A 21,146-nucleotide genomic window follows, 5' to 3' on the forward strand; every position below is an offset into this window, starting at 1 on the left:
CGGAGCGTGGCCCCGGAAGCGCCGGTTACCTGTGGGGACGGGGACCGGGGCACAGCGAAAGCCCCCGTGCGCACTGCACGGGGGCTTTCCTCTTGCGGTGTTTCTCCGGTCGAGGGCGGGCGAGTCGTCGAGGGCGGGCGAGGTGCGGGCGGGGCGCCGCACGCGGTCAGCGCGCTGCCGGGTCGCGGAGGAACAGCGACTTCGACCACAGGTAGCCGAGCACCACCAGGCCGAGGCTCCAGCCGACGGCCAGCCAGCCGTTGTGGCCGATCCCGGTGCCGAGGAGCAGGCCGCGCAGGGTCTCGATGACGGGGGTGAAGGGCTGGTACTCGGCGATCGGCTGGAACCAGCCGGGCATGGTGTCGGCCGGGATGAAGGCGCTGGAGATGAGCGGGAGCAGGATCAGCGGCTGTGCGCTGTTGGCGGCGGCCTCCGCGTTCGGGCTGGCCATGCCCATGCCGACCGCGATCCAGGTGAGCGCCAGGGCGAAGAGCGTGACGAGTCCGAAGGCGGCCAGCCACTCCAGGGCGGTGGCGTTGACGGAGCGGAAGCCGATGGCCACGGCCACGGCTCCGACCAGGACCAGACTGGCGAGGATCTGGAGCACGCTGCCGACGACGTGCCCGGTGATCACGGAGCTGCGGTGGATCGCCATGGTGCGGAAGCGGGCGATGATGCCCTCGGACATGTCGGTGGAGACGGACACCGCGGCCCCGATGACGGTGGAGCCGATGGTCATCATCAGGATGCCCGGGACGATGTAGGCGATGTAGTCGGAGCGGTCCCCGCCGCCGATGCCCGCGCTCATCACGTCGCCGAAGATGTAGACGAAAAGCAGCAGGAGCATGACAGGTGTGAGGAGCAGGTTCAGGGTGAGGGAGGGGTAGCGCCGGGCGTGCAGGAGGTTGCGGCGCAGCATGGTGTTGGTGTCGCGGACGGCGAGGGCGAGGGTGCTCATCGGAGGTTCTCCTTCGGCTGGTCGGCCTGTGCGGGCACGCTGGTGGAGGCGGTGAGGGCGAAGAACACGTCGTCGAGGTCGGGGGTGTGGACGGTGAGTTCGTCGGCCTCGATGCCGACCGCGTCCAAGTGGTCGAGGATGGAGCGCAGTTCGCGCTGGGTGCCGTCGCTGGGGATGGAGAGCGACAGGGACTCGTCGTCGGGGGCGGCCTCGGTGAGCGCGGAGGCGGCGGACCGGTAGGTGTCCGGGTCGGTGAAGCGGAGCTTGACGTGGCCGCCGGGGACGATCCGCTTGAGCTCATCGGCACTGCCCTCGGCGGCGATCCTCCCGTCGTTGAGGACGGCGATGCGGTCGGCCAGCTCGTCGGCTTCTTCGAGGTACTGGGTGGTGAGGAAGACGGTGACGCCGTCGGCCACCAGGCCGCGGATGATGCCCCACATGGTGTGGCGGGAGCGTGGGTCGAGGCCGGTGGTCGGTTCGTCGAGGAAGATGATCCGCGGGGAGCCGACCAGGGTCATGGCGATGTCGAGGCGGCGCTTCATGCCGCCGGAGTAGGTGGACGCGGGCTTCTTCGCGGCTTCCACCAGGTCGAAACGCTCCAGGAGTTCGGCGGCGACCCGCCGCCCCTCACGCCGGGGCAGGTGGTGGAGGTCGGCCATGAGGAGCATGTTCTCCTCGCCGGTGATCAGCCCGTCGACGGCGGAGAACTGGCCGGTGACGCCGATCGCGGCGCGGATGGCCTGGGCGTCGGTGGCGAGGTCGTGTCCGCCGACGCGGATCTCGCCGGAGCCGGCGCCGGGGGAGACGAGGGTGGAGAGAATCTTGACGGCGGTGGTCTTGCCGGCGCCGTTGGGGCCGAGCAGTGCGAAGACCGTGCCGGCCGGGACGGCCAGGTCGATGCCGTCCAGGACGGCCTTGTCGCCGTACGACTTCCGCAGCCCGTTCGCCGCGATGGCCGGATGAGTCATGGTCGTTGCTCCTCGAAGAGTGCGTTCAGGGGGCGCGTTCGGACGGTGCGTCCGGGGCGCGATGAGTGCGGGTCAGAGGCTGCGGGCGGTGATGTCGCCGTGGGCGGTGGTGGCGCGGATGTCGAGCTCGGCGGTGCCGTCGTTCTTGAGGGCGTTGCTGACGCGGCCGTGGTCGGTGCCGGCGTCCAGGGCGGCCGAGACACCGGCGGCGGCGGTGACCGAGATGTCGCCGGACCGGGTGCGGAGCACGACCGCGCCGCGCAGGGCTTCGGCGATCCGGATGTCACCGCGGGTGGTGCTGATCTCCGAGGGGCCGCCCAGCCGGCCGACCTCGACGTCCCCCTCGATCGCGGTGAGGCGGAGGCTCGCCGCCTCGTCGATCTTGATCCGGCGGTAGGCGCCGTCGAAGGCGACATCCCCGAGGCGTCCGACGCCGCGGAGTTCGGCGGCGCCCGAGCGCGCCTCGACGTGGGACCCGGCGGGCAGTTGGACGGTCACCTCGACGGAACCCGAGTCGCCGAGGATCCGGTTCCCGGACGCCGGGGCCGCGATGCGCAGGACGCCGTCGCCGTAGGCGACCTCGATCCGGTCGGCGGCCTTCACGTCCCGGCCCCTGGAGGCGTCGGCGGGCCGGACCTCGACGGTGGCGTCGCCTCGGTCGGCGGCGATGAACTGGACCCGTCCGGCGGGGATGTCGAGGACGGCGGTGACCGGGGCGGTGGTGTCGAACTTCTGCATCGTGCTCTCCTTGCACTCGTCGTTTCCGATGAGGGAAAAGCTACGTTGCCTTTACGGATTGCTCAACAGGTTCGTTGCAAGTAACTCTCGAAATAGCAGGTCGGAGCCGTTAATTCGTTGCAATGCTGCTCGCGATTAACGCAACGTCAGCTAGGGTTGCGTTGCAATAGATTGAGGGTGAACGCTAGAGTGGGGGCTCCGTGGACCACGAAGGAGAACCGCGATGCCGGGAGGCAGACTCACTCAGCAGGAACGTCAGCAGATCGCGCTGGGGCTGGCCGACGGCCTCGCCTACGCGGAGATCGCCAGGCGTCTGGACCGTCCGACCTCGACCATCACGCGTGAGGTGATGCGCAACGGCGGCCCCACCGCCTATCGCGCCGATCTGGCTCACCGTGCCACCGAACACCGCGCGCACCGGCGGAAGCAGGCGGCCCCCCGGGAGCCGCAGTCGTCGGCGCAGCCCTACGGGCGCGATGCCGAGGCCGTGCGGGAGTACGAGGAGCAGTTCACCACCGTCATCATGGGTTCGGGCATGCCTCTGATGATGTCCAGGGTGCTGGCCTGCCTCACCCTCACCGACTCGGGCAGCCTCACCGCGCCTGAGCTCGCCCAGCGCCTCCAGGTCAGCCCGGCGTCCATCTCCAAGGCGATCGCGTTCCTCGACAGCCAGGGCATGGTCCGCCGGGAACGCGACGAGCGCCGCCGTGAGCGCTACATCGTCGACGACGACATCTGGTACCAGTCGATGATGGTCAGCGCCCGGGCCACCGCCCAGCTGGTCGACACCGCGCGGCAGGGTGTGGGCGTCCTCGGGCCCGGCACTCCGGCCGCCGTCCGCATGGAGAACGTCGCCCGCTTCCTCGACTTCGTCTCCGAGGGCATAGCGCGCGCCGCCGAGCAGGCCCGCGACATTCTCCACGCGGCGCCGGCACCGGATGCGGCGCCGGCACCGGATGCGGCGCCGGCACCGGATGCGGCACCGGCACCAGATGCGGCGTCGGACGGGACGCCGAACGGGACGCCGAACGGCTCTGACGGGCCGGGTTCAGGCCGCGGCTGAGTACCCCTCCCTGCCCCCTCCCGGCGCTCCTCCCCGCGGCGCTTCAGCCGTGGGCGGGCTGTGTGCCCTGTTCCGCCTGTGCGCCCCGTTCCGGCCGCGTGCCCCGCTCGGGGCGGGCGGTGCGGGACGGCGGCTGCGGCTGGGATTCCCGGCCGGCGTCCGGCGCGGTGGCCGGTGTCTGCGCGCGAGTGCGGGCGAGGAAGCGGATCAGCGTCCGGATCTCGAACTGGAACACCTCGACTCCGTCCGTCGAGTGAAGCTCCACGATCAACTGCGTACGGCCGCACGGCCAGACGCGGACGTCGCCGCGCTCGATCGGGGTCCGCAGGCCGCGTTCCAGGAGGTCGCGGCCGAACGGCCAGTCGGTGCCGTCGGGCAGTCGTATGTGTACGGCGCGCCGCTCGTCGGCGGGGTCGTAGCGCAGGTCGACGGGGACCGGGCGGGTCAGGGGGCCATCGGTGATGAGCCGGGCGCGCGCATGTACTTCGATCACAGGGGACATGGGCCGGCTCCTCCTATATGTATCGCTCTGCCCTCTAATGTCCCATATTTTACGAAAGTGGCACGATGGGTCCGATCTGCCTCGGACCCGCAGGAGGCGGAGCCTCCCCTGCGTGTACCCGTACCCGATGGTTTCATCGATGCACCTGCCGAGGTCACCGCGCTGGCGGCCACCCACGATCTGCCGTACGCCCCTTGAGCTCTGGTTCCGTCGGCGTAAACAGGTCGTGACAGCACGGTGGTGACGGCGACCCGCCCCCCGAACACCCTGGCGGGACGTGCACCATGGGGGGATGAGCGGGAGCGCGGGAGTGAGCACGACGGCGGGCGCGGAAGCGGAATCGGGATCGGGATCAGGCGCGGGAGCGGAACCGGACACGGGGGCTGAACCACGCACGGGATCGGGATCAGGCACGGGAACCGAACCAGACACGGGAGCGGACGTGACCGGGGCCGACGCCGTGGCCCAGGCCGGGACCGAAGCCGGGACCGACGCCGTGGCCAAAGCCGTCACCGTGGACGTACGGGGCACGGTCGCGCCCGGGTTCGAACCGGTCGCGGAGGCGTTCGTCCGTAACTTCGAGCAGCGGGGGGAGCGCGGCGCAGCCGTGGCCGTCTACCGCCACGGGCGCAAGGTCGTCGACCTGTGGGCCGGTACGCGCGACGTCGACGGCACCGAACCGTGGGCCGTCGACACCGTCCAGATCGTCCGCTCGGCGGGCAAGGGCATCGCCGCCGCCGTCCCCCTGCTGCTCCACCAGCGCGGGCAGGTCGATCTGGACGCCCCGGTCTCCACCTACTGGCCGGAGTTCAAGGCGAACGGCAAGGAACGCGTCCTCGTCCGCGACCTCCTCGCCCACCGGGCCGGGGTGCCCGCCCTGGACACCGCCCTCACCCCCGCCGAGGCCGCCGACGGGGTCTCCGGGCCCGCCGCCGTCGCCGCCCAGCGCCCGCAGTGGGAGCCCGGCACCGACCACGGCTACCACGCCCAGACCTACAGCTGGCTGATCGGCGAACTGGTCCGCCGCGCCACCGGCCGCACCATCGGTCGCTGGATCGCCGAGGAGATCGCCCGCCCGCTCGGCCTCGACTTCTGGTTCGGGCTCCCGGCCGACGAGGCCCACCGCATCGGCCGTATCGGCCCGGTGGAGCCCCCGGCGGCGGCCACCGCGTCGGGCGCCCTGCGCGTACGCCCCAAACGCTCCGTCGTCGAGGCCTACCGGGACCCGGACTCCCTCACCCGCAGGGCGTTCGGCGCGATCGCCCCGTTCCCCGACGAGAACGACCCCGCCTACCGTGCGGCCGAACTCCCCGCGTCGGGCGGCATCGCGACCGCCCGGGGCCTGGCCCGCTGCTACGCCGCGATGATCGGCCCCGTCGACGGCCACCGCCGCCTGTTCGCACCCGCCACGCTCACCCTGGCCCGTACGGAGGAGTCGGCGGGCCCGGACCGGGTGCTGGTCGTCAACACCCGCTTCGGCCTGGGCTACATGCTGCACGGCCCGGCGTCGCCGCTGCTGGGCCCCGGATCGTTCGGACACCCGGGCCGGGGCGGCTCCCTGGGCTTCGCGGACCCGGAGTCGGGCATCGCGCTGGGCTATGTCACCAACGGCCTCCAGAAGGGAGTCACCGCCGACCCCCGTGCCCAGGCCTTGGTCAGAGCAGTACGGTCGGCGCTATGACTCCAGCACCCGTCCAGCCCCCGGCCGCCCGCTTCACCGGATACAGCGTCCTGGTCACCGCCGCCGGCCAGGGCATCGGCGCGGCAACGGCCCGCCGCCTGGCGGCGGAAGGCGCCTCCGTCCTCGTCACCGACCTCGACGCGAAGCGCGCCGCCCACACGGCGGCGGCGGTACGCGAGGCAGGCGGCACCGCCGAATCCCTCGTCTGCGACGTGGCCGACCGGGCGGCGGTCGAGGCGGCCGTCGCCCACGCGGTCGCCGCCTTCGGCCGGCTCGACGTCCTGGTCAACAACGCCTACGCGGCGGGCCAGGACACCCCGCTCTTCGAGGACGAGACGGACGAGGTCTGGGAACGCGACCTGGACATCACGCTCTCCGGCCCGTTCCGCTGCGCCCGCGCCGCACTGCCGCACCTGGTCGCCTCGGGCCGGGGCGCGATCGTCACCATCGGCTCGGTCAACGGGGAACAGGACTTCGGCGGCCACGCGTACAGCGCCGCCAAGGCGGGCCTGACCAGCCTCACCCGTACGCTGGCGGGCCACGCCGGACCGCGCGGTGTACGCGTCAACCTGGTCGCTCCCGGCACGATCCGCACCGACGCCTGGGCGGGCCGCGACGCCGAACTGGACCGGGCCGCCGCCCTCTACCCGCTGGGCCGCGTCGGCACCCCCGAGGACATCGCGTCCGCCGTGGCCTTCCTCGCATCCAGCGACGCGGCCTGGATCACCGGGACGACGCTGCGCGTGGACGGCGGGATCCTCGCGGTGAACACGGGCTTCCGGCAGGCGATGGCGCAGCCGTAAGGACGCGGCCGCAGATCTCGCCGTCTGCGCGGGCGACGAGGTGGCCGGGCACCCACCGTGCCCAACTACCGCTCGGCGCTCAGGGTCATCAGCATCTCGGGGTTGGGCACCGGGACGAACCCGACCTTCTCGTACAGCTCGTGGGCGTCCATCGTGGCCAGCAGGGTCCGCTTGAGTTCGTACGGGGCGAGGTGGTCGCGCACGGCGGTCGCCAGCCGTACGCCGAGGCCCCGGCCGCGATGCGCCGGGTCCACGTAGACGTCGCACAGCCAGGCGAAGGTCGCCCGGTCCGTGACGACCCGGGCGTAGGCGACCTGGGCCCCGTCGGGGCCGTAGACACCGAAGTTGAGCGACCCGCGCATGGACCGCTCGACGAGGTCACGGCTGCGGCCGAGTGCCCAGAAGGCGTCGGTGGAGAGCCAGTGGTGCACCAGGGCTATGTCGATGCGGTCCGGGTCGGTGTCGATCTCGTACCGGTCGGCGCACTGGTTCCCGTTCCCGTTCCCGTTTCCGTTCTCGGTTCCGTTTCCGTTCTCGTCTGTGCTGTGCGTGGTGGACGTCATGGCCTGGGATCGTAGTAGCGGCCCGCAGCACCGGTGGCGTCCGCGCGGTGGCGCTCGCTCTGGAGGGGACGGCAGGTGGGCGCGGGTTGGCCGGACGGGATGATGGCCCCCGACGGTTTCAGTCGTCTCGCTCGCCGCGTTGGGACAGCGCCACTTCCAGGCGGGCGATGTCTTCGGCGTCCTTGGCCCGGCGCGGCATACCGGGCACCCAGACCGGAGTCATTCGCTTGATCTCGATCTGTCCCTGTGGGCTGACGATGGGGGCCTCCAGGCCGGCGAGGCGACCAGGGGCGGCAGCGGGCATGGCCTCGGGCCACAGGGTTCCGGCCCACGGCCCACCAGCGACGCAGGAGCGGCCGGCCTCGTCCTCGGACAGGAGCGTGACGCTGATCTCCAGACCGGCTTTGGCGAAGTCGAGCTGCTGCTGTGGTGGCGGTCCGACGACCGGCTCATAGCCGCTCCGCGCCAGGGCAGCGGCCAGTCTTCCCGCGTCGGCCTCCCACGCGAACCAGTCGATGTCCCCGTGGTCCCGCGTGATCTCGCCGAGGAAGAAGTCCATCGCCCAGCCACCGCGAAGCCACACGGCGACGTCGTTCGCCTCGGCGACCTCCATGACCTCGGCAATGAGCCGGAGCTGCTGACCAGCACGTCGGGTGTCCACAGCTCGGCAGACTATGCGGCACCCGCCACCCCGTCACCCTCGATAGCGCAAACGTCCGCGTGCGTGCGCGAGGGACGTCGACGCCGCGACTTGGTGCCGACCGACGACTGGATAAACGAGGTGATTACGCCGGGCCGGCCCGACACACTGGTCCGATGCAGTACGAGGAAGAGCCGTTGCCCGGCGGCAATGTCAGTGACGGAGTCGTTCGCGTCGGAGATACCGTGCGCCGCCCTGCCGGCCCGTGGACGCCAGCAGTCCATGCCCTGCTCACTCACCTGCACGAGGTGGGATTCAAGGCGGCGCCTCGCCCGCTGGGCCTTGACGACCGAGGCCGCGAGGTCCTGACGTTCATGCCAGGACACGTGATGTGGCCCGATCGCTTCTCGCAGCTGGATACCGCGCCTCGACTGGCCCGCGTCGCCCAGCTGATCAGGGAGTTCCACGAGGCAGTCCAAGGCTTCAGGCCGCCATCCGACGCCTGCTGGCAGAAGCTGATCCCCGCTGACAGCAGTGACATCATCGCCCATCACGACCTGGCCCCATGGAACCTCATCATCGGAGACGACACGCAGTGGGCCTTCATCGACTGGGACGGCGCAGGCCCCGGTTCTCGCTTGTGGGACGTCGCCTACGCCCTCCACGGGTTCATCCCGCTTTCCGCGGATGCCGCATGGCAACGCCGTGACGCCGCTGACCGACTGAGGGTCTTCGTCAACGCCTACGGCCTCGACGAAGCGGAACGCCGTGAACTCGTCCCCCTGCTGGGACGCCGTACGCGTTCCATGCATGACTTCCTGCTCGACCAGGCGGCCCAGGGCGTGCAGCCCTGGGCCAGGCTCTGGGCAGAAGGCCACGGCGATGTCTGGCGAAGCGACGCCGAGTACATCGAGCTGCGCGAAGACCAGTGGACGCACGCGTTGCTTGCCGACTGAAGAACCCCGGCCAAGGCCGTCGCGACACTCAGAGAGTTGCGACGACCCCTGGAATTCGCCCCCGCCCCGTCGCGGGCCCCTCACCCCGAGGCATGGGGCGACGCGTCAGCGGCCGTCCGTGAGCCGTTCGGGGGACGGCGCGTACCACCTCGTGGACGCCGCGAGAGCCCACGGACCCAGCGGGAGCCGGCTCGTCTAGCGTCGCCGCATCCGCACCGTGAACGCCCGGAGGAGCCCGTCCGTGAATTCCTGGCTGCCCGAACGACGACGCTCACTCCTGTGCCTGCTCCTCGCGGTGAGCGCGGCCCTGGTGCTGCCCCTCGACAGCGTCGTGCGGATCTCGGCCTACGACGTCGGCGTGCTGGTGTTCTTCGCCTATCTGGTCCCGTACCTGACCATCACCTTGACCGCCTTCCTGAGCGCCTCGCCGGAGCAGATCCGTACCTGGGCGGACCGCGAAGCCCGAGGCACGTTCCTTCAGCGGTACGTCCTGGGCACCGCGCCCGGGCCGGGGGCGTCCATCCTCATCGCGGCAGCCGCGCTGGCCGTGGCTGTCGTGTGGCTGCCCGGCCACCTCAGCACCACCTTCGCCGAGGGGCCGCGCGCCCTGATGGCGCTGTCGCTCGTCGTCATCGCCTGGACCTGCGTCGTCGTCGCGTTCGCCGTTGCCTTCCAGGCCGACAATCTGGTGGAGAACGAAGCGGCGCTCGACTTCCCCGGAGCGGGGGCTGCGGCCTGGGCCGACTACGTCTACTTCGCCGTGGCCGTCATGACGACCTTCGGCACCACCGACGTCAACGTGACCTCCCGAGACATGCGGCGGACCATCTCGGCGAACGCGGTCATCGCCTTCGTCTTCAACACGGTCACCGTCGCCAGCCTGGTCTCCGCGCTCCGGGACTAGGGCGTGCCGTCAACCGCCGTCGTCGCCCGGAGGGCGGCCCTGCGGGGTCAGGTGCGTGCTCTCGGTGTGCCGGGCGCCGGTCCTCGGAGGCAGGAAGGTGTTGCATCGTCAGCTCGAACACCCTCTGGTCATGAGCGAGGTGCGTAACGCGGCTGTGCAGGTGATGCCGATGGGTCGGGAAGAGCGGGTGATCGAGGGGGGGCGGGGCACCTTCTGCTGGACGAGTCGCCGGAGGCGGTCCTCGTCGCGGTGCGGGAGATCTGCGAGGCCGTCGCGACGGGGTCATGAGCCGCGACGGTCTGTCTGCGCGCCGGTCTGTCTACGCGGCGACCGGCGGGGTAGGCGGAGGCGGGAAGGCCCCTCTGACCGGAGGCACCCCCTCCGACCTGCAGATAGGTGTCCGATAAACGTATCCGTGGTTCCGCATAACGATGACGTCACCCGCCCAGCATCTTCATGGACGCACGCCGATAATGTGATCTGCATCACTAAAGATCAGCTAAACGGCGTGGTACAAATGCCCAACTTCGCAGGCGGAACCCTTGCCGAAGCGGAGCGCCGGGACCGCCCCGGTGGCAGGCCAGAGCGACCGTCGCCGTCGTCCACTCCATGGGACACGCCGGATCGCCGACCGGACGACGACGTTCGCTCACCCCTCCAGATACGACCCCCATCGCACACCGACCGGCGAAGACACCCCACCTGTCCGCTGTTCCCGCGTCATCGAGGTAGCCAACGTGTCACTCGAATCCATAACCGAGAACGTCGACGAAGCCGTCAGCGGGTTCTTCGAACCGATAGCCGAATGGCTCGGCGAGATCGTCTTCTACGCCGTCCCCGTCGGCGGGACGGACCTCCCGCTCATCGTCGCCTGGCTCGTGGTGGCGGGCCTCGTCTTCACCGGCTGGTTCGGATGCGTCCAGGTACGCAAGTTCCGTCTCGCCGTCGACGTGGTGCGCGGCAAGTACGACGACAAGGACTCGGCGGGCGAAGTCAACCACTTCCAGGCCCTGACCGCCGCCGTCTCCGGCACGGTCGGCCTCGGCAACATCGCCGGCGTGGCCGTCGCCGTCTCCATCGGCGGCGCCGGAGCCACGTTCTGGATGATCCTCTGCGGCCTCCTCGGCATGGCCACCAAGTTCGTCGAGGTCACCCTCGGCGTGAAGTACCGCGAGGTCCACGCCGACGGCACCGTCTCCGGCGGACCCATGCACTACCTGCCCAAGGGGCTCGCCGAACGCTTCGGGAAGAACGGCAAGAGCTTCGGCAAGGTCCTCGCCGTCCTCGCCTCGATCATGATCCTGTTCTTCGGGCTCTTCGGAGGCAACCTCTTCCAGGTCAACCAGTCCTACGCCCAGCTCGTCTCCGTCACCGGCGGCGAGGACGGGGCGATGGGCTCCTCCGCGGGGGCGCTCTTCTTCGGCATCCTCGTCGCCGCCCTCGTCGGCATCGTGCTACTCGGCGGCATCCGCTCCATCGCCTCGGTCACCAGCCGGCTCATCCCCGCGATGGCCGGGATCTACATCGCCGCCTGCCTCGTCGTCATCCTCGTCAACGTCACCGCCGTGCCCGCCGCGATCGGGACGATCATCGAGGGCGCCTTCAACCCCGAAGGCGTCGCGGGCGGTGTGCTCGGCGCACTGATCATCGGCTTCAAGCGTGCCGCGTTCTCCAACGAGGCCGGCCTCGGCTCCGCGCCGATCGCCCACTCCGCGGTCAAGACCAAGCACCCCGCCAGCGAGGGCCTGGTCGCCCTGCTGGAGCCGTTCATCGACACGGTCGTCATCTGCACCATGACCGCGCTGACCATCGTCATCGCCAACCCCGCCAGCTGGGCCGAGGCCCGCAACGACGACTCCATCGGCGGTGTGACGATCACCTCGGACGCCTTCGAGACCGTACTGCCCTGGTTCCCGTACGTCCTGACCGTCGCGGTGATCCTCTTCGCCTTCTCCACGGTGCTGACCTGGGGCTACTACGGCCTCAAGGCCTGGACCTACCTCTTCGGCCGCAGCCGCACCAGCGAGATCGTCTTCAAGTCCCTCTACACCCTGTTCGCCGTCTCCGGGTCCCTGCTCACCCTCCAGACCCTCATCGACCTGGCCGACGCGGTGCTCTTCTCCCTGGCCGTCATCAACATCATCGGCCTCTACCTCCTCGCGCCCATCGTCAAGCGCGAGCTGAACACCTTCCTCGAATACGTCCGCACCCGGAAGGCCGGCGGAACGGACGGGGACAGGAACGACGAGCCGTCCAAGACCACCGCCTGAGGTCTGCCTCTCACCATCGGTGATCGATGCCCCTCGCCCCTGCCGGTACGCAGGGCGGGGGGCATCAACTCGTGTGCAGCATCAGGCCGATGCCCACCACCATCAGCCCCGCCGCCGCGATCCTCGGGGCCCCGAAACGCTCCTTGAAGAACAGTGTGCCGATCGCCGCGCCGACGATGATCGACGACTCGCGCAGCGCCGCGATCGGGGCGAGCGGGGCCTTCGTCTGGGCCCAGAGGACCAGCCCGTACGCGGCCACGGAGAGGGCCGCGCCGAGCAGGCCCCGTACGGCGAACGGCTTGAGCTGCGTGATCAGTTCGGCGCGGCGGCGGTAGTACGCGTACGCCGGGATCGCCAGGCCCTCCAGGACCATCAGCCAGGCGACGTAACCCAGCGGCGTGCCCGAGGCGCGCACGCCGACGCCGTCGACCGTGGTGTACCCGGCGATGGCCAGGCCGGTGCCGAGGGCCGCCACGATCGCCGGCCAGTGCGGGCGCTTGCCGGAGCCCCGGATGCCCCACAGTGCCAGCCCGACCAGCCCGGCCGAGGCCACCGCGACGCCCGCCGTGGCCCAGCCGTCCGGGCGCTCGCCGACGAACACCGCCGCCAGGACCGTCACCACCAGCGGGGCCGTGCCCCGGGCGATCGGGTACATCTGCCCGAAGTCGCCGAGCGTGAACGAGCGCATCAGCAGCAGCATGTACAGCACGTGCAGGGCGGCCGAGGCCGCCAGGTACGGCCAGGCCTCCGCCGCCGGGAACGGGGCGAAGAGGGCCATCGCCGCGCCGATCAGCAGACCGCCGCCGGAGATCAGCGTGAACGAGAGCAGCTGATCCTTGATCGCGTGAGCGATGGCGTTCCAACTGGCGTGCGTGACGGCGGCTATGAGGACCGCGAGGGCGACCAGAGGGGTCACTGGGCGGGCTCGCGCACATCCGCGACCGTCGCGCCCGCGTGCGCGATCAGCGTTTTCGGGTCGAGCGGGAACACCGTGTGCGGGGTGCCCGCCGCCGCCCACACCACCGGGTGGTCCAGGAGGCGTCGGTCGGCCAGGACCCGGGTCCTGGTGGCGTGGCCGAAGGGCGGTACGCCGCCGATCGCGTACCCGGTCGTCTCCCGGACCAGCTCCGCGTCCGCCCGCTTGACCTTCCGCACGCCCAGCTCACGCCGTACCAACTCGACGTCCACCCGCGAGGAGCCGTCCATCAGGACCAGCACCGGCACGCCGTCCGCCGTGAAGACCAGCGACTTGACGATCTCGCTCAGCGAGCAGCCGACCGCCGCCGCGGCCTCCGCCGCCGTACGGGTCGCGTCGGGGAAGCGGCGCACCTCGACCTGGAGGCCCAGCTCGGCCAGCGCCTCGGCGAACCGGGGATGGGCGTGGGAGACGGGGGCGGCGGGAGTGGTTTCGAGGGGTTCGGGAGTGCTCATGGCTGCACGCTAGCCGGTCGGTGCGGTATGCATGCAGGGGTTCCGGGGGGTGGGCGCCGCACAGGCCCTGGGCGGCCGCGCCCCGCCGCGTACGCCGTTCCCCTGGGACGGGCAGGTGCCCTCACTCCGTCCGGTGGGAGCCCGGGGTGTGGCCGAACGTGCGGCGGAACACCTCGATGAAGGCGCTGGTGGACGACCAGCCGCACTGGTGCGCCACCGCGGTCACCGGCGTCCGCTCGGTCAGGAGGATCAGGGCGTGATGGAGACGGAGCTGGGTGCGCCACTGCGGGAAGGTCATGCCGAGGTCGCCGCGGAACAGCCGGGACAGGGTCCGGTCGCTCGCCCCGACCTGGCGGCCGAGTTCGGCGAGCGTACGGCTGTCGCCCGGGTCGGCCCGGAGGATGTCGCAGAGGGCGCGCAGCAGCGGGGCGGCGGGCGTCGGCAGGTGCAACGGCTGCTGGGCCGAGGCCCGCAGCTGGTCGAGGAGGACGGCGCGGAGGCGGGCCCGTTCGGGGCGGCGGTCGTCGCCCTCGGCGCGGGTGTAGGCGATGAGCAGTTCGCGCAGCAGCGGGCTGACGGCCAGCACGGTCGGTGTGTCCAGGCCGAGCGGATTTTCGGTGACGGGCAGCCCCACCAGGTGCAGATCGAGTTCGCCGTAGGCCCGGTGCGCGTGCACGGTGCCGGCGGGTACCCAGATCGCGCGCGTGGCCGGGGCGACCCAGGACCCCGCGCTGGTCGTGACGGTCAGCACCCCGCGGCCCGCGTAGACGATCTGGTGGTCGTCGTGCCGGTGGGCGTCGATCGAGCCGCCGGGAGCCAGCCGCCGGGTGCGGGTCGGGGCCACCGGATCGTGCCGGACGGCAGGCTGGTGGATGTCAGGCTGGTGGATGGAAGCCTGCCGAGTGGCAGCCTGCGGGGTGGCAGCCTGCGGGGTGGCAGCCTGGCGGATGTCCGTCATCATGTGGCAGTTTATCGAAAGCGCGACAGCGGCCCCGGGTCGGACCATGGCGGCATGCGAAGGAACACGCCGATCGTCCTGCTGTCCGTGGGCCATGCCTGTGTCGACGTCTACCAGGGCTCCGTCGCGGCCCTGGTGCCGTTCTTCCTCGCCGAGCGCTCCTACTCCCTCGCGGTCGCCTCGGGCATCGTGCTGGCCGCCTCGCTGCTGTCCTCCGTGGCGCAGCCGCTGTTCGGCGTACTCACCGACCGCTGGGCCATGCCGTGGCTTCTGCCGGTCAGCACGCTGCTCGGCGGTGTCGGCATCGCGCTCAGCGGGCTGAGCGGCTCCTATGCGCTCACCCTGGTGTTCGTCGCGCTGTCGGGGATCGGGGTGGCCGCCTACCACCCCGAATCCGCCCGGGCCGCCCGGATCGCCGCCCGGGGCAGCCACCGGGCGATGGGCTGGTTCTCCACGGGCGGCACGGTCGGCTTCGCGCTCGCCCCGCTCATGGTCGCCGCCGCGATGAGCGTCGGAGGGCTGCGCTGGACGCCCCTGCTCGTGCTGCCGGCCCTCGTCGGCGCCGCGCTGTGCCTGCCGGTCGTGCGCGTCCTTCAGCAGCGGCAGGCCGCCGGGCCCCGGACGACGCCGCCCGCCGGGAGCGACGACGTCGCCTCCTTCGTGCGGCTGTCCCTGGCCGTGGTCTTCCGGTCGATCGCGTTCATCGGCCTGAGCACCTTCGTCTCGCTGTACGTCCGCCAGCGCCTGGGCGGCGGTATCGCCGTGGGGACCGCGGCCCTGTCCGTGCTCTACCTCGGCAGCACGGTCGGCGCGGTGCTCGGCGGGTCCCTGGCCGCCCGGTGGGACCGGGTGGTGGTCGCGCGCTGGTCGTACCTGGTCACGGTCGCGGCCGTCGCGGGCGTGGTGTGGGTGCCCGGCCCGGCCGTCTTCCTGTTCCTGGCGCTGACCTCGGCCGGCCTGTACGTGCCCTTCTCGCTCCAGGTCACGCTCGGCCAGGACTACCTGCCCTCCCGGGTCGGCACCGCCAGCGGTATCACCCTCGGCCTGACCGTCAGCGTCGGCGGCCTGGCCAGTCCCGCCGTCGGGGCGCTCGCCGACGCGACGTCCCTCCAGACCGCCCTGGCGCCGCTCGTGGCGATGCCCCTGCTGAGCTGGCTGCTCTTCCGCACCCTGCCCGAACCGGGTGTGCCGGGGGCCGAGTCGCCCGGGGCCGTCGCCGCCGCGCGCTCCGGGAGCGGGGCGGCGGAACCCGGATGACCCGGGCGGGGGGCCGCGGCCTCAGCGACCCGCCTTCAGCACCTCGGCGACGACCGGGCCCGCCGCGTCGCCGCCGTGGCCGCCGGTCTGGACGACCGCCGCCGCGGCGAGGTCGTCGCTGAAGCCGGTGAACCAGCTGTTGGAGGTGTCCTGCCCGTCGACCTCCGCCGAGCCGGTCTTGGCTCCCTTGTCGCCCCCCACCGAGGCCATCGCCTCCGCGCCGGTGCCCCAGGCGGCCGTGGCGCGCATCATCGTCGTGAGCTGCTGGGTGACGGACGGCGACAGCGACCGCGAGGCCGTCGCCAACTGCCGGTTGTCCAGGGACTGCGGGACGATGACCGGCTGACGGAACCTGCCGGTGCGGGCGGTGGCGGTGATGGACGCCATGTTGAGGGCGTTCATCTGGACCGTGCCTTGGCCGATGTACTGGGCGGCGGCCTCCCCCTCCACCTCCTCCGGCACACTGCCGTCGGTCGTGACGACACCGGACTTCCAGTCCAGACCGATCCCGAAGACCTCCCGCGCCTCCTTGGCGAGCGCCGAGTCGTCGTCGACGTCGTCGATCAGCTTGACGAAGGCGGTGTTGCAGGACTTGGCGAAGCTCTGCGTGAACGTCGAGCCGTCCGGCAGCGAGAAGTGCTTCAGGTTGTGGATCGTACGGGTGTAGTACCTGGCTTCCTTGGGGCACTCCGCCGCCCCGTTCGCCGTGACCAGGCCCTTCTCCAGCAGCATCGCCGCCGTCATGATCTTCAGCGTGGAGCCGGGCGCCTGCTTCCCCTGCAACGCCGCGTTGAACCCGGTCGCCGGGTTGTTGGCCACCGCGCGGATCGCCCCGGTGGACGGCTTCACCGCGACCACGGACGCCTCCGGGAACTTCTTCACCGCCCGCTCGGCCGCCGCCTGCGCGTCCGCGTCGATCGTCGTCTGCACCTTGCCGGGCTTGCCCTCGGCCAGCGTCAGCAGGTTGACGTCCGGCTGGGTCTCGTCGGCGGGCTCGATCCACGTCTCGACGCCGGGCGAACCGCCGGCGCTCTCCCCGTACTTCTCGCGCAGCGTGTCCAGGATCGGTCCGAGCGAGGGGTACTTCTCCTTGGTCAGTACCTTCCCGTTGTGGTCGACGGCCTCGATCATCGGCGTCGAGGACTCGCCCGTCTTCAGCGTCGCCCCCTCCGTCAGCTGCGGATGCACGACCGTCGGCGCCCAGTCGACCAGCGCCTTGCCCGTTGTCAGGCCGCGCACCACGGTCAGCTCCGAGGCGTACGACAGAGGCTTCGACTCCCCGTCGTACGAGACGGTCGCCTTCACCGTGTAGGGCACCTTCGTGCCGACCGCCGGGCCCGGGGTGATCTTCACCTTGCCGATGCGGGCGTCCTCGCCGTACGAGGCGAGCACCGGCTCCGCGCCCGCCTCGTTGTTGGTGAGGAGCGACGCGGCCGTCGCGTCCCCCGCCGCCCACGCGTCGAAGAAGCCCTTCGACGTCTCGGCTATCTCCTCCGCGCTCGGCGGCCCCGTCTTCACCTTCGACGACTCGGACGCGCTCCGCGTACCGCCGTCCCCGCCGACGGTGTCGCCGAGCATGCTGTACGCCCCGTAACCGATCCCTCCGGCCACCAGGACGAACGCTCCGCCGATCACGGCGACCTTCGCTCCACTGCGCATCTCGCAGTCCCCCTCCCCTGGAGAGCCCCCTGAACACGTTCAAGGGGCAACCGTGAGGAACCCTAAAGGCTTTTGGCAGGCAGGGAGGACGTTGTTACCGGACCGGAATGCTTGGCCGGAAAGCGTTCTCCGCTGTGTGGCGGTGGCCCGCGGTGGGCAGACTGGCCGGGAACACACGGGGGAGTGAGCGTCGGGGGGCGTGCGGCATGGGCCTACGTGGGCATGTGGCGGTGGACCGGTGACGGCGTATCACATCAAGCGTCTGCCACCGGAGATCCTGCCCGACGGCGCTTGCACCACCTGGTCCGTGACCGGAGGCGGCACGGTCTCCCGGCTGTCCGGCGGCGTCGCCGTCTGGCCCGCGGCCGATGCGGAGCGGTGGCGCAAAGCGGGGGTCCCGGCCGTGCTCGCCCCGGTCGCGGGCGGCTGGATCCTCGCCGCCCTGGTGGCGGCGGCGTACGTCCTCCTGTTCGGGATCTCGTCCGGCTCCGAGGCGTGGGGCGGCGGGACCGGGGGCGGGACGGACTGGCTGAGGTACCCGGGCGTGGTCCTGCTGACCGCCCTGCCGTTCTGGTACCGGTACGTCCCGGTCGCGGCGGTTCCGGCCGCGCTGTACGTCGCTGTGGCGGCGGGGCTGTCCCTGGCCCGGCCCGGCGACTCCGACCGGCCGGCGACAGCCGGTCACCTGGTCGTCCTGGCCGTCTGCGCCTCGGTGCTCGCGGGAAGCCGCCTCCGGCTGCGGGCCCGCAGCCGACAGCGGGCCCTGGCCATCGAAGCGGCCGGAACGCGTCGCTTCCCGCTGCCCGACCGCGTTCCGGAATCGGACGGCCATCGCGGCCACGCGCAGGTGTACCTCGGGCTGGCGCTCTGCCTCGTCGCCGTGGGGATCCTGACCGACGGCCTGGTCGAGGACCTGACCTCGGGCGGCGTCGGGTACGACGCCGTCGGCCAGCAGCGCATCGGCCTGGTGTTCCTCGTCACCGGTACGACCTTCGGCGGCTGGGGTCAGCTCGCCTACCGGGCGGCGCGGCGGCTGCACGAGAAGGAGCAGCCGGCCCTGATCGTGGGCGTGCGCGCCGGAGCGGACGGGCGCCACTGGATCTGCGCGGACGCCCGCACCCGCACCGCGCCGCCCCTGATCGCGTACACCCCCCGCACGAGCGACACCCGCGAACGGACGCGGCTCCTGGGCAGTGGCTCGGCGTACGGGGTGGGGAACGGGCACCACGACATCGACCCGAAGCACGAGCCCTTCGAAGCGGTCCTGTACGGCACCCTCGCGGAGGGCGACGAGATCGTCCTCGCCTACGCCTGCGCCGAATACCACCGCCACCAGGAGATGGGGCGGATGTACGCGACCGTGACCACGGCCCTGCTCCGCCCCGACCGCCGCCACCGGCTGGGCCCGTGGGAACCGGCGGACGGCGCCGCCCGGCAGCAGGAGCGGCTGCGCGAGGGCCGGGAGCGGGTGGAGCGCCAACGGAGGGCACAGCGCGAGGCGGAGGAGCGCCGCAGGAACCCACCGCCCCGCCCGTCGCGCGGGAGCGGCTCCGGCAACCGGCACAACGGGGGCGGCTGTGGGTCCAGCTGCGGATCGAGCTGCGGAGGCGGTTGCGGGGGCGACTGAGCCCCCGGAACCGTCGTGCCGGCTGCCGCGCTACCGCCCTACTGCGCCCAGTCGAAGACGTCCGACTCCAGGTCGATCTGCGCGGTGCCGCCGCCGAGGTTGAGCCCGCCGACGCCGTCCTCCAGCTCGAAGACGTACGGGGTCAGCCCCTCGGGCATCCCCTGGCAGGGCATGATCGTTCCGCCCAGGTGCGAGGTCCCCTCGATGGACGACCAGAACTCCTGGAGCTGCTCGTCCTCGGAGGACCAGGCGGCCACATAGCCGCCCGCGCCGTCCTCCGACGGGGCGATGCCGGTGTTGGCGTCGCCGGTGCGCTCGCCGAGCCAGACCGTGGTCTCGGGGGCGCTGTCGTCCCAGGCGTTCTGGCCGCGGCTGTACCGGTCCCCGAGGCCGGGCGGGCGGATGTCGGCCGGAGGATCCATGCGGGGCGCGGCGAACTCCTCGGCGGTGAGCCACAGGAGCGCGTGCGCGCCGCCGATGAGGTCCTCCAGGTCCCGCTGCTGGGGATGGCGCGCCGCGGCCGTCGCGGCCACCGCGGCGAGAAACGGATCGGCGCCCTGCTCGGCGGTGGGCGCGGTGCCCGCCAGCAGCTCGGCGACGCCTTCGATGTCGTCGGCGACATGGTCGTCGGCGTGGAAGAGGGAGAGGGCCACCAGATTCTCGCCCTTGCGCCGGTAGTCCTCCGGCAGTTCGAGGGTGATGACGTGAATCATCGGCAGTCCGGTGACGAGGCTCCGCGGCCACGCGGCCGTGCCGATGCCGGGCGCACGACCGCCGCACCACCCGGCGACGCGGGCACCGGGCAGATCGGTCTCGGTGAGCTTGCCGGGGCGGACCGTCAGCTTGTCCGCGGATTCCCCGAACCTCAGTTCGTACGCCTTCACTGTGTGCCTTCCGTTCGACTGCGACGGCGCTCAAGCTACGCGAGGGCACGGACACCCCGGCCGTGGTTGCCGACACCAGGCAGCCGGGACCGGTCCGGTTATGCCTGCATCAGCTCCTGAAATCGCCTCGGTCACCCGCCTACCCTGCTCGGACACGAGGATCACGAGGATCACGAGGATCACGAGGACGCGGAACGTCGGCTCGACGCCGACGATGCCGACGAACCGACGGGCAAAGGGGGGCGAGCCAGGTGGACGGCGAAGCGAACGGGGGCGCGTCCGGAGTGCGCGCCCCGGCGAAGACAGGCGCGGCCGGCGGCGGAGCGAACGGGCTGGGGCCCCGTGCGTCCATGCTGATGTCGTTGGCTCTCGGCCTGCTGCTGGGGGCGCTGTCGGCGATGGTGATGTTTCCGGCGGCAGAGCACCTGCGCTCCCTCCAGGACGGCGAGCGGGCCCAGGCGACCTTGCACACCAGCGGCGCGTGCATGACGGGCCAGTGCGAGGTCACGTTCGAGGCCGGCGGGCAGACCGTGGTGGCGGACCTCCCCGTGGGCAGCGGAGGCGGCAAGCGGTCCGTCGGCGCGCCCATGACCGTCCGGTACCAGGCGGACGACCCGCAGGTGGTCGCCCGCGAAGCAGACGTCGGGGGTGGCGGCGCGGCCCTGCTGGCGTGGATGTCGGGCGGGGCCGCCGCGTTCTTCCTGGTGCTTTCGGGGGCGGCCGCGATCTTTCTGGCGCGACAGCGGCGATCGTGAAGGCGATGATGTGAGAGCGATGTGTGAATGCCGAATTGCCGGGCACCAGGACCTTCGCAACGAGGTTCTGGCGACATTCGGAACCGGGCGGTACCGGTGAGGTGCACTGAGGCCGTTGTGAAGCGCAGGCGCATACGCGTCTGAACCGACTTGACGATGGGAAACGAAAATGATCATTCTGGGGCTTATTCTGCTGATCATCGGCCTGCTTGTCGGTGTGGGGCTCCTGACGACCATCGGCGGAATTCTCATTCTGGTCGGCGCCATCCTGTGGATCCTGGGTGCGACCGGCCGCGCGGTGGGCGGGCGAAAGCACTTCTTCTGACCTTCGGGTTCAGAAGAAGGATCCGGGAATCCGTCGACCGGACGGAATCCTGTGGAATGCGGGCGGGGGGGGGGGGGGGGGGGGGGGGGGGGCGGGGGGCCCCCCCCCCCCCGCCGCGCTCCGGACGCATAAGGCCTACGCATAAGGCCTACGCGCACGGCCTACGCATACGGCCCAGGCGCACGGCCTACAGGTGCGTCGGCT

The 21,146-nt window shown here is 71.5% G+C and carries 21 protein-coding genes; 10 read left to right on the forward strand and 11 right to left on the reverse strand.

From position 1 onward, the window contains the following. Positions 1–166: 166 nt before the first annotated feature. The 3 genes from ACH4KB_RS26160 to ACH4KB_RS26170 all read right to left on the reverse strand — a co-directional run bounded on the left by ACH4KB_RS26160 (position 167) and on the right by ACH4KB_RS26170 (position 2,664). Positions 167–958, reverse strand: a complete 792-nt coding sequence (locus ACH4KB_RS26160) for an ABC transporter permease (RefSeq protein ID WP_398068331.1) — start codon at positions 956–958, stop codon at positions 167–169. Continuing rightward, positions 955–1,926, reverse strand: a complete 972-nt coding sequence (locus ACH4KB_RS26165) for an ATP-binding cassette domain-containing protein (protein WP_398068332.1) — start codon at positions 1,924–1,926, stop codon at positions 955–957. The genes ACH4KB_RS26160 and ACH4KB_RS26165 overlap by 4 nt, the downstream gene beginning before the upstream one ends. Before the next feature lie 72 nt (positions 1,927–1,998). Further along, positions 1,999–2,664, reverse strand: a complete 666-nt coding sequence (locus ACH4KB_RS26170; protein WP_398068333.1) for a DUF4097 family beta strand repeat-containing protein — start codon at positions 2,662–2,664, stop codon at positions 1,999–2,001. A gap of 223 nt (positions 2,665–2,887) precedes the next feature. Here ACH4KB_RS26170 and ACH4KB_RS26175 point away from each other — a divergent pair, with 223 nt between their 5' ends. Next, positions 2,888–3,727: a helix-turn-helix domain-containing protein gene (locus ACH4KB_RS26175; protein ID WP_398068334.1), complete on the forward strand. Its 840-nt coding sequence runs from the start codon at positions 2,888–2,890 to the stop codon at positions 3,725–3,727. A gap of 43 nt (positions 3,728–3,770) precedes the next feature. Here ACH4KB_RS26175 and ACH4KB_RS26180 read toward each other — a convergent pair whose 3' ends face one another. Then, the gene (locus ACH4KB_RS26180; RefSeq protein WP_398068335.1) at positions 3,771–4,229 is read right to left on the reverse strand and encodes an SsgA family sporulation/cell division regulator; all 459 of its coding nucleotides are present in this window, start codon (positions 4,227–4,229) and stop codon (positions 3,771–3,773) included. A gap of 514 nt (positions 4,230–4,743) precedes the next feature. Between ACH4KB_RS26180 and ACH4KB_RS26185 the strand changes: the two genes are divergently transcribed. Then, positions 4,744–5,910: a serine hydrolase domain-containing protein gene (locus ACH4KB_RS26185; protein WP_398068358.1), complete on the forward strand. Its 1,167-nt coding sequence runs from the start codon at positions 4,744–4,746 to the stop codon at positions 5,908–5,910. Continuing rightward, positions 5,907–6,713 carry an SDR family NAD(P)-dependent oxidoreductase gene (locus ACH4KB_RS26190; RefSeq protein WP_398068336.1) on the forward strand — a complete coding sequence of 269 codons (807 nt, stop codon included), beginning with the start codon at positions 5,907–5,909 and terminating at the stop codon, positions 6,711–6,713. Before ACH4KB_RS26185 ends, ACH4KB_RS26190 begins: the two co-directional genes overlap by 4 nt. A 65-nt stretch (positions 6,714–6,778) precedes the next feature. On the opposite strand, the gene ACH4KB_RS26195 is transcribed toward ACH4KB_RS26190, so the two are convergent. Beyond that, positions 6,779–7,276 (reverse strand): GNAT family N-acetyltransferase, encoded by a 498-nt coding sequence (locus tag ACH4KB_RS26195; protein WP_398068337.1) that lies wholly within the window; start codon positions 7,274–7,276, stop codon positions 6,779–6,781. A 118-nt stretch (positions 7,277–7,394) separates the two neighbouring features. After that, positions 7,395–7,937 carry a nucleotidyltransferase domain-containing protein gene (locus ACH4KB_RS26200; RefSeq protein WP_398068338.1) on the reverse strand — a complete coding sequence of 181 codons (543 nt, stop codon included), beginning with the start codon at positions 7,935–7,937 and terminating at the stop codon, positions 7,395–7,397. A 155-nt stretch (positions 7,938–8,092) separates the two neighbouring features. Between ACH4KB_RS26200 and ACH4KB_RS26205 the strand changes: the two genes are divergently transcribed. The 3 genes from ACH4KB_RS26205 to ACH4KB_RS26215 all read left to right on the forward strand — a co-directional run bounded on the left by ACH4KB_RS26205 (position 8,093) and on the right by ACH4KB_RS26215 (position 12,046). Continuing rightward, a complete protein-coding gene (locus ACH4KB_RS26205; RefSeq protein ID WP_398068339.1) occupies positions 8,093–8,872 on the forward strand; it encodes a phosphotransferase enzyme family protein in 780 nt (259 codons plus the stop codon). Positions 8,873–9,113: 241 nt separating this feature from the next. Next, positions 9,114–9,776 carry a DUF1345 domain-containing protein gene (locus ACH4KB_RS26210; protein WP_398068340.1) on the forward strand — a complete coding sequence of 221 codons (663 nt, stop codon included), beginning with the start codon at positions 9,114–9,116 and terminating at the stop codon, positions 9,774–9,776. Between the two features lie 737 nt (positions 9,777–10,513). Continuing rightward, on the forward strand, positions 10,514–12,046 hold the full coding sequence (locus tag ACH4KB_RS26215; protein WP_398068341.1) for an alanine/glycine:cation symporter family protein: 1,533 nt from the start codon (positions 10,514–10,516) through the stop codon (positions 12,044–12,046). Between the two features lie 64 nt (positions 12,047–12,110). Here ACH4KB_RS26215 and ACH4KB_RS26220 read toward each other — a convergent pair whose 3' ends face one another. From ACH4KB_RS26220 to ACH4KB_RS26230, 3 genes are all read right to left on the reverse strand, one after another. Next, positions 12,111–12,962 carry an EamA family transporter gene (locus tag ACH4KB_RS26220; RefSeq protein ID WP_398068342.1) on the reverse strand — a complete coding sequence of 284 codons (852 nt, stop codon included), beginning with the start codon at positions 12,960–12,962 and terminating at the stop codon, positions 12,111–12,113. Beyond that, entirely contained in the window at positions 12,959–13,477 is a 519-nt protein-coding gene (locus ACH4KB_RS26225) for a YbaK/EbsC family protein (protein ID WP_398068343.1), read from the reverse strand. Before ACH4KB_RS26225 ends, ACH4KB_RS26220 begins: the two co-directional genes overlap by 4 nt. A gap of 121 nt (positions 13,478–13,598) precedes the next feature. After that, complete coding sequence (locus ACH4KB_RS26230) at positions 13,599–14,438, reverse strand: AraC family transcriptional regulator (RefSeq protein ID WP_398068344.1); 840 nt, start codon at positions 14,436–14,438, stop codon at positions 13,599–13,601. A 51-nt stretch (positions 14,439–14,489) separates the two neighbouring features. Here ACH4KB_RS26230 and ACH4KB_RS26235 point away from each other — a divergent pair, with 51 nt between their 5' ends. After that, a complete protein-coding gene (locus ACH4KB_RS26235) occupies positions 14,490–15,692 on the forward strand; it encodes an MFS transporter (protein WP_398068345.1) in 1,203 nt (400 codons plus the stop codon). 21 nt (positions 15,693–15,713) lie between these two features. Here the strand turns inward: ACH4KB_RS26235 and ACH4KB_RS26240 are convergent, their stop codons facing one another. Further along, positions 15,714–17,351 (reverse strand): penicillin-binding transpeptidase domain-containing protein, encoded by a 1,638-nt coding sequence (locus tag ACH4KB_RS26240; protein WP_398068346.1) that lies wholly within the window; start codon positions 17,349–17,351, stop codon positions 15,714–15,716. Between the two features lie 238 nt (positions 17,352–17,589). Between ACH4KB_RS26240 and ACH4KB_RS26245 the strand changes: the two genes are divergently transcribed. Continuing rightward, positions 17,590–18,978, forward strand: a complete 1,389-nt coding sequence (locus ACH4KB_RS26245; RefSeq protein WP_398068347.1) for a hypothetical protein — start codon at positions 17,590–17,592, stop codon at positions 18,976–18,978. Positions 18,979–19,016: 38 nt separating this feature from the next. On the opposite strand, the gene ACH4KB_RS26250 is transcribed toward ACH4KB_RS26245, so the two are convergent. Further along, positions 19,017–19,862, reverse strand: a complete 846-nt coding sequence (locus tag ACH4KB_RS26250) for a hypothetical protein (RefSeq protein ID WP_398068348.1) — start codon at positions 19,860–19,862, stop codon at positions 19,017–19,019. 350 nt (positions 19,863–20,212) lie between these two features. Between ACH4KB_RS26250 and ACH4KB_RS26255 the strand changes: the two genes are divergently transcribed. Next, on the forward strand, positions 20,213–20,617 hold the full coding sequence (locus ACH4KB_RS26255) for a hypothetical protein (RefSeq protein ID WP_398068359.1): 405 nt from the start codon (positions 20,213–20,215) through the stop codon (positions 20,615–20,617). Positions 20,618–20,786: 169 nt separating this feature from the next. Then, positions 20,787–20,942 carry a hypothetical protein gene (locus ACH4KB_RS26260; RefSeq protein ID WP_397921004.1) on the forward strand — a complete coding sequence of 52 codons (156 nt, stop codon included), beginning with the start codon at positions 20,787–20,789 and terminating at the stop codon, positions 20,940–20,942. The last annotated feature ends 204 nt before the right edge of the window (positions 20,943–21,146 follow it).

It is taken from the genome of Streptomyces sp. NPDC017520, assembly GCF_044329855.1.
Taxonomy (GTDB): domain Bacteria; phylum Actinomycetota; class Actinomycetes; order Streptomycetales; family Streptomycetaceae; genus Streptomyces.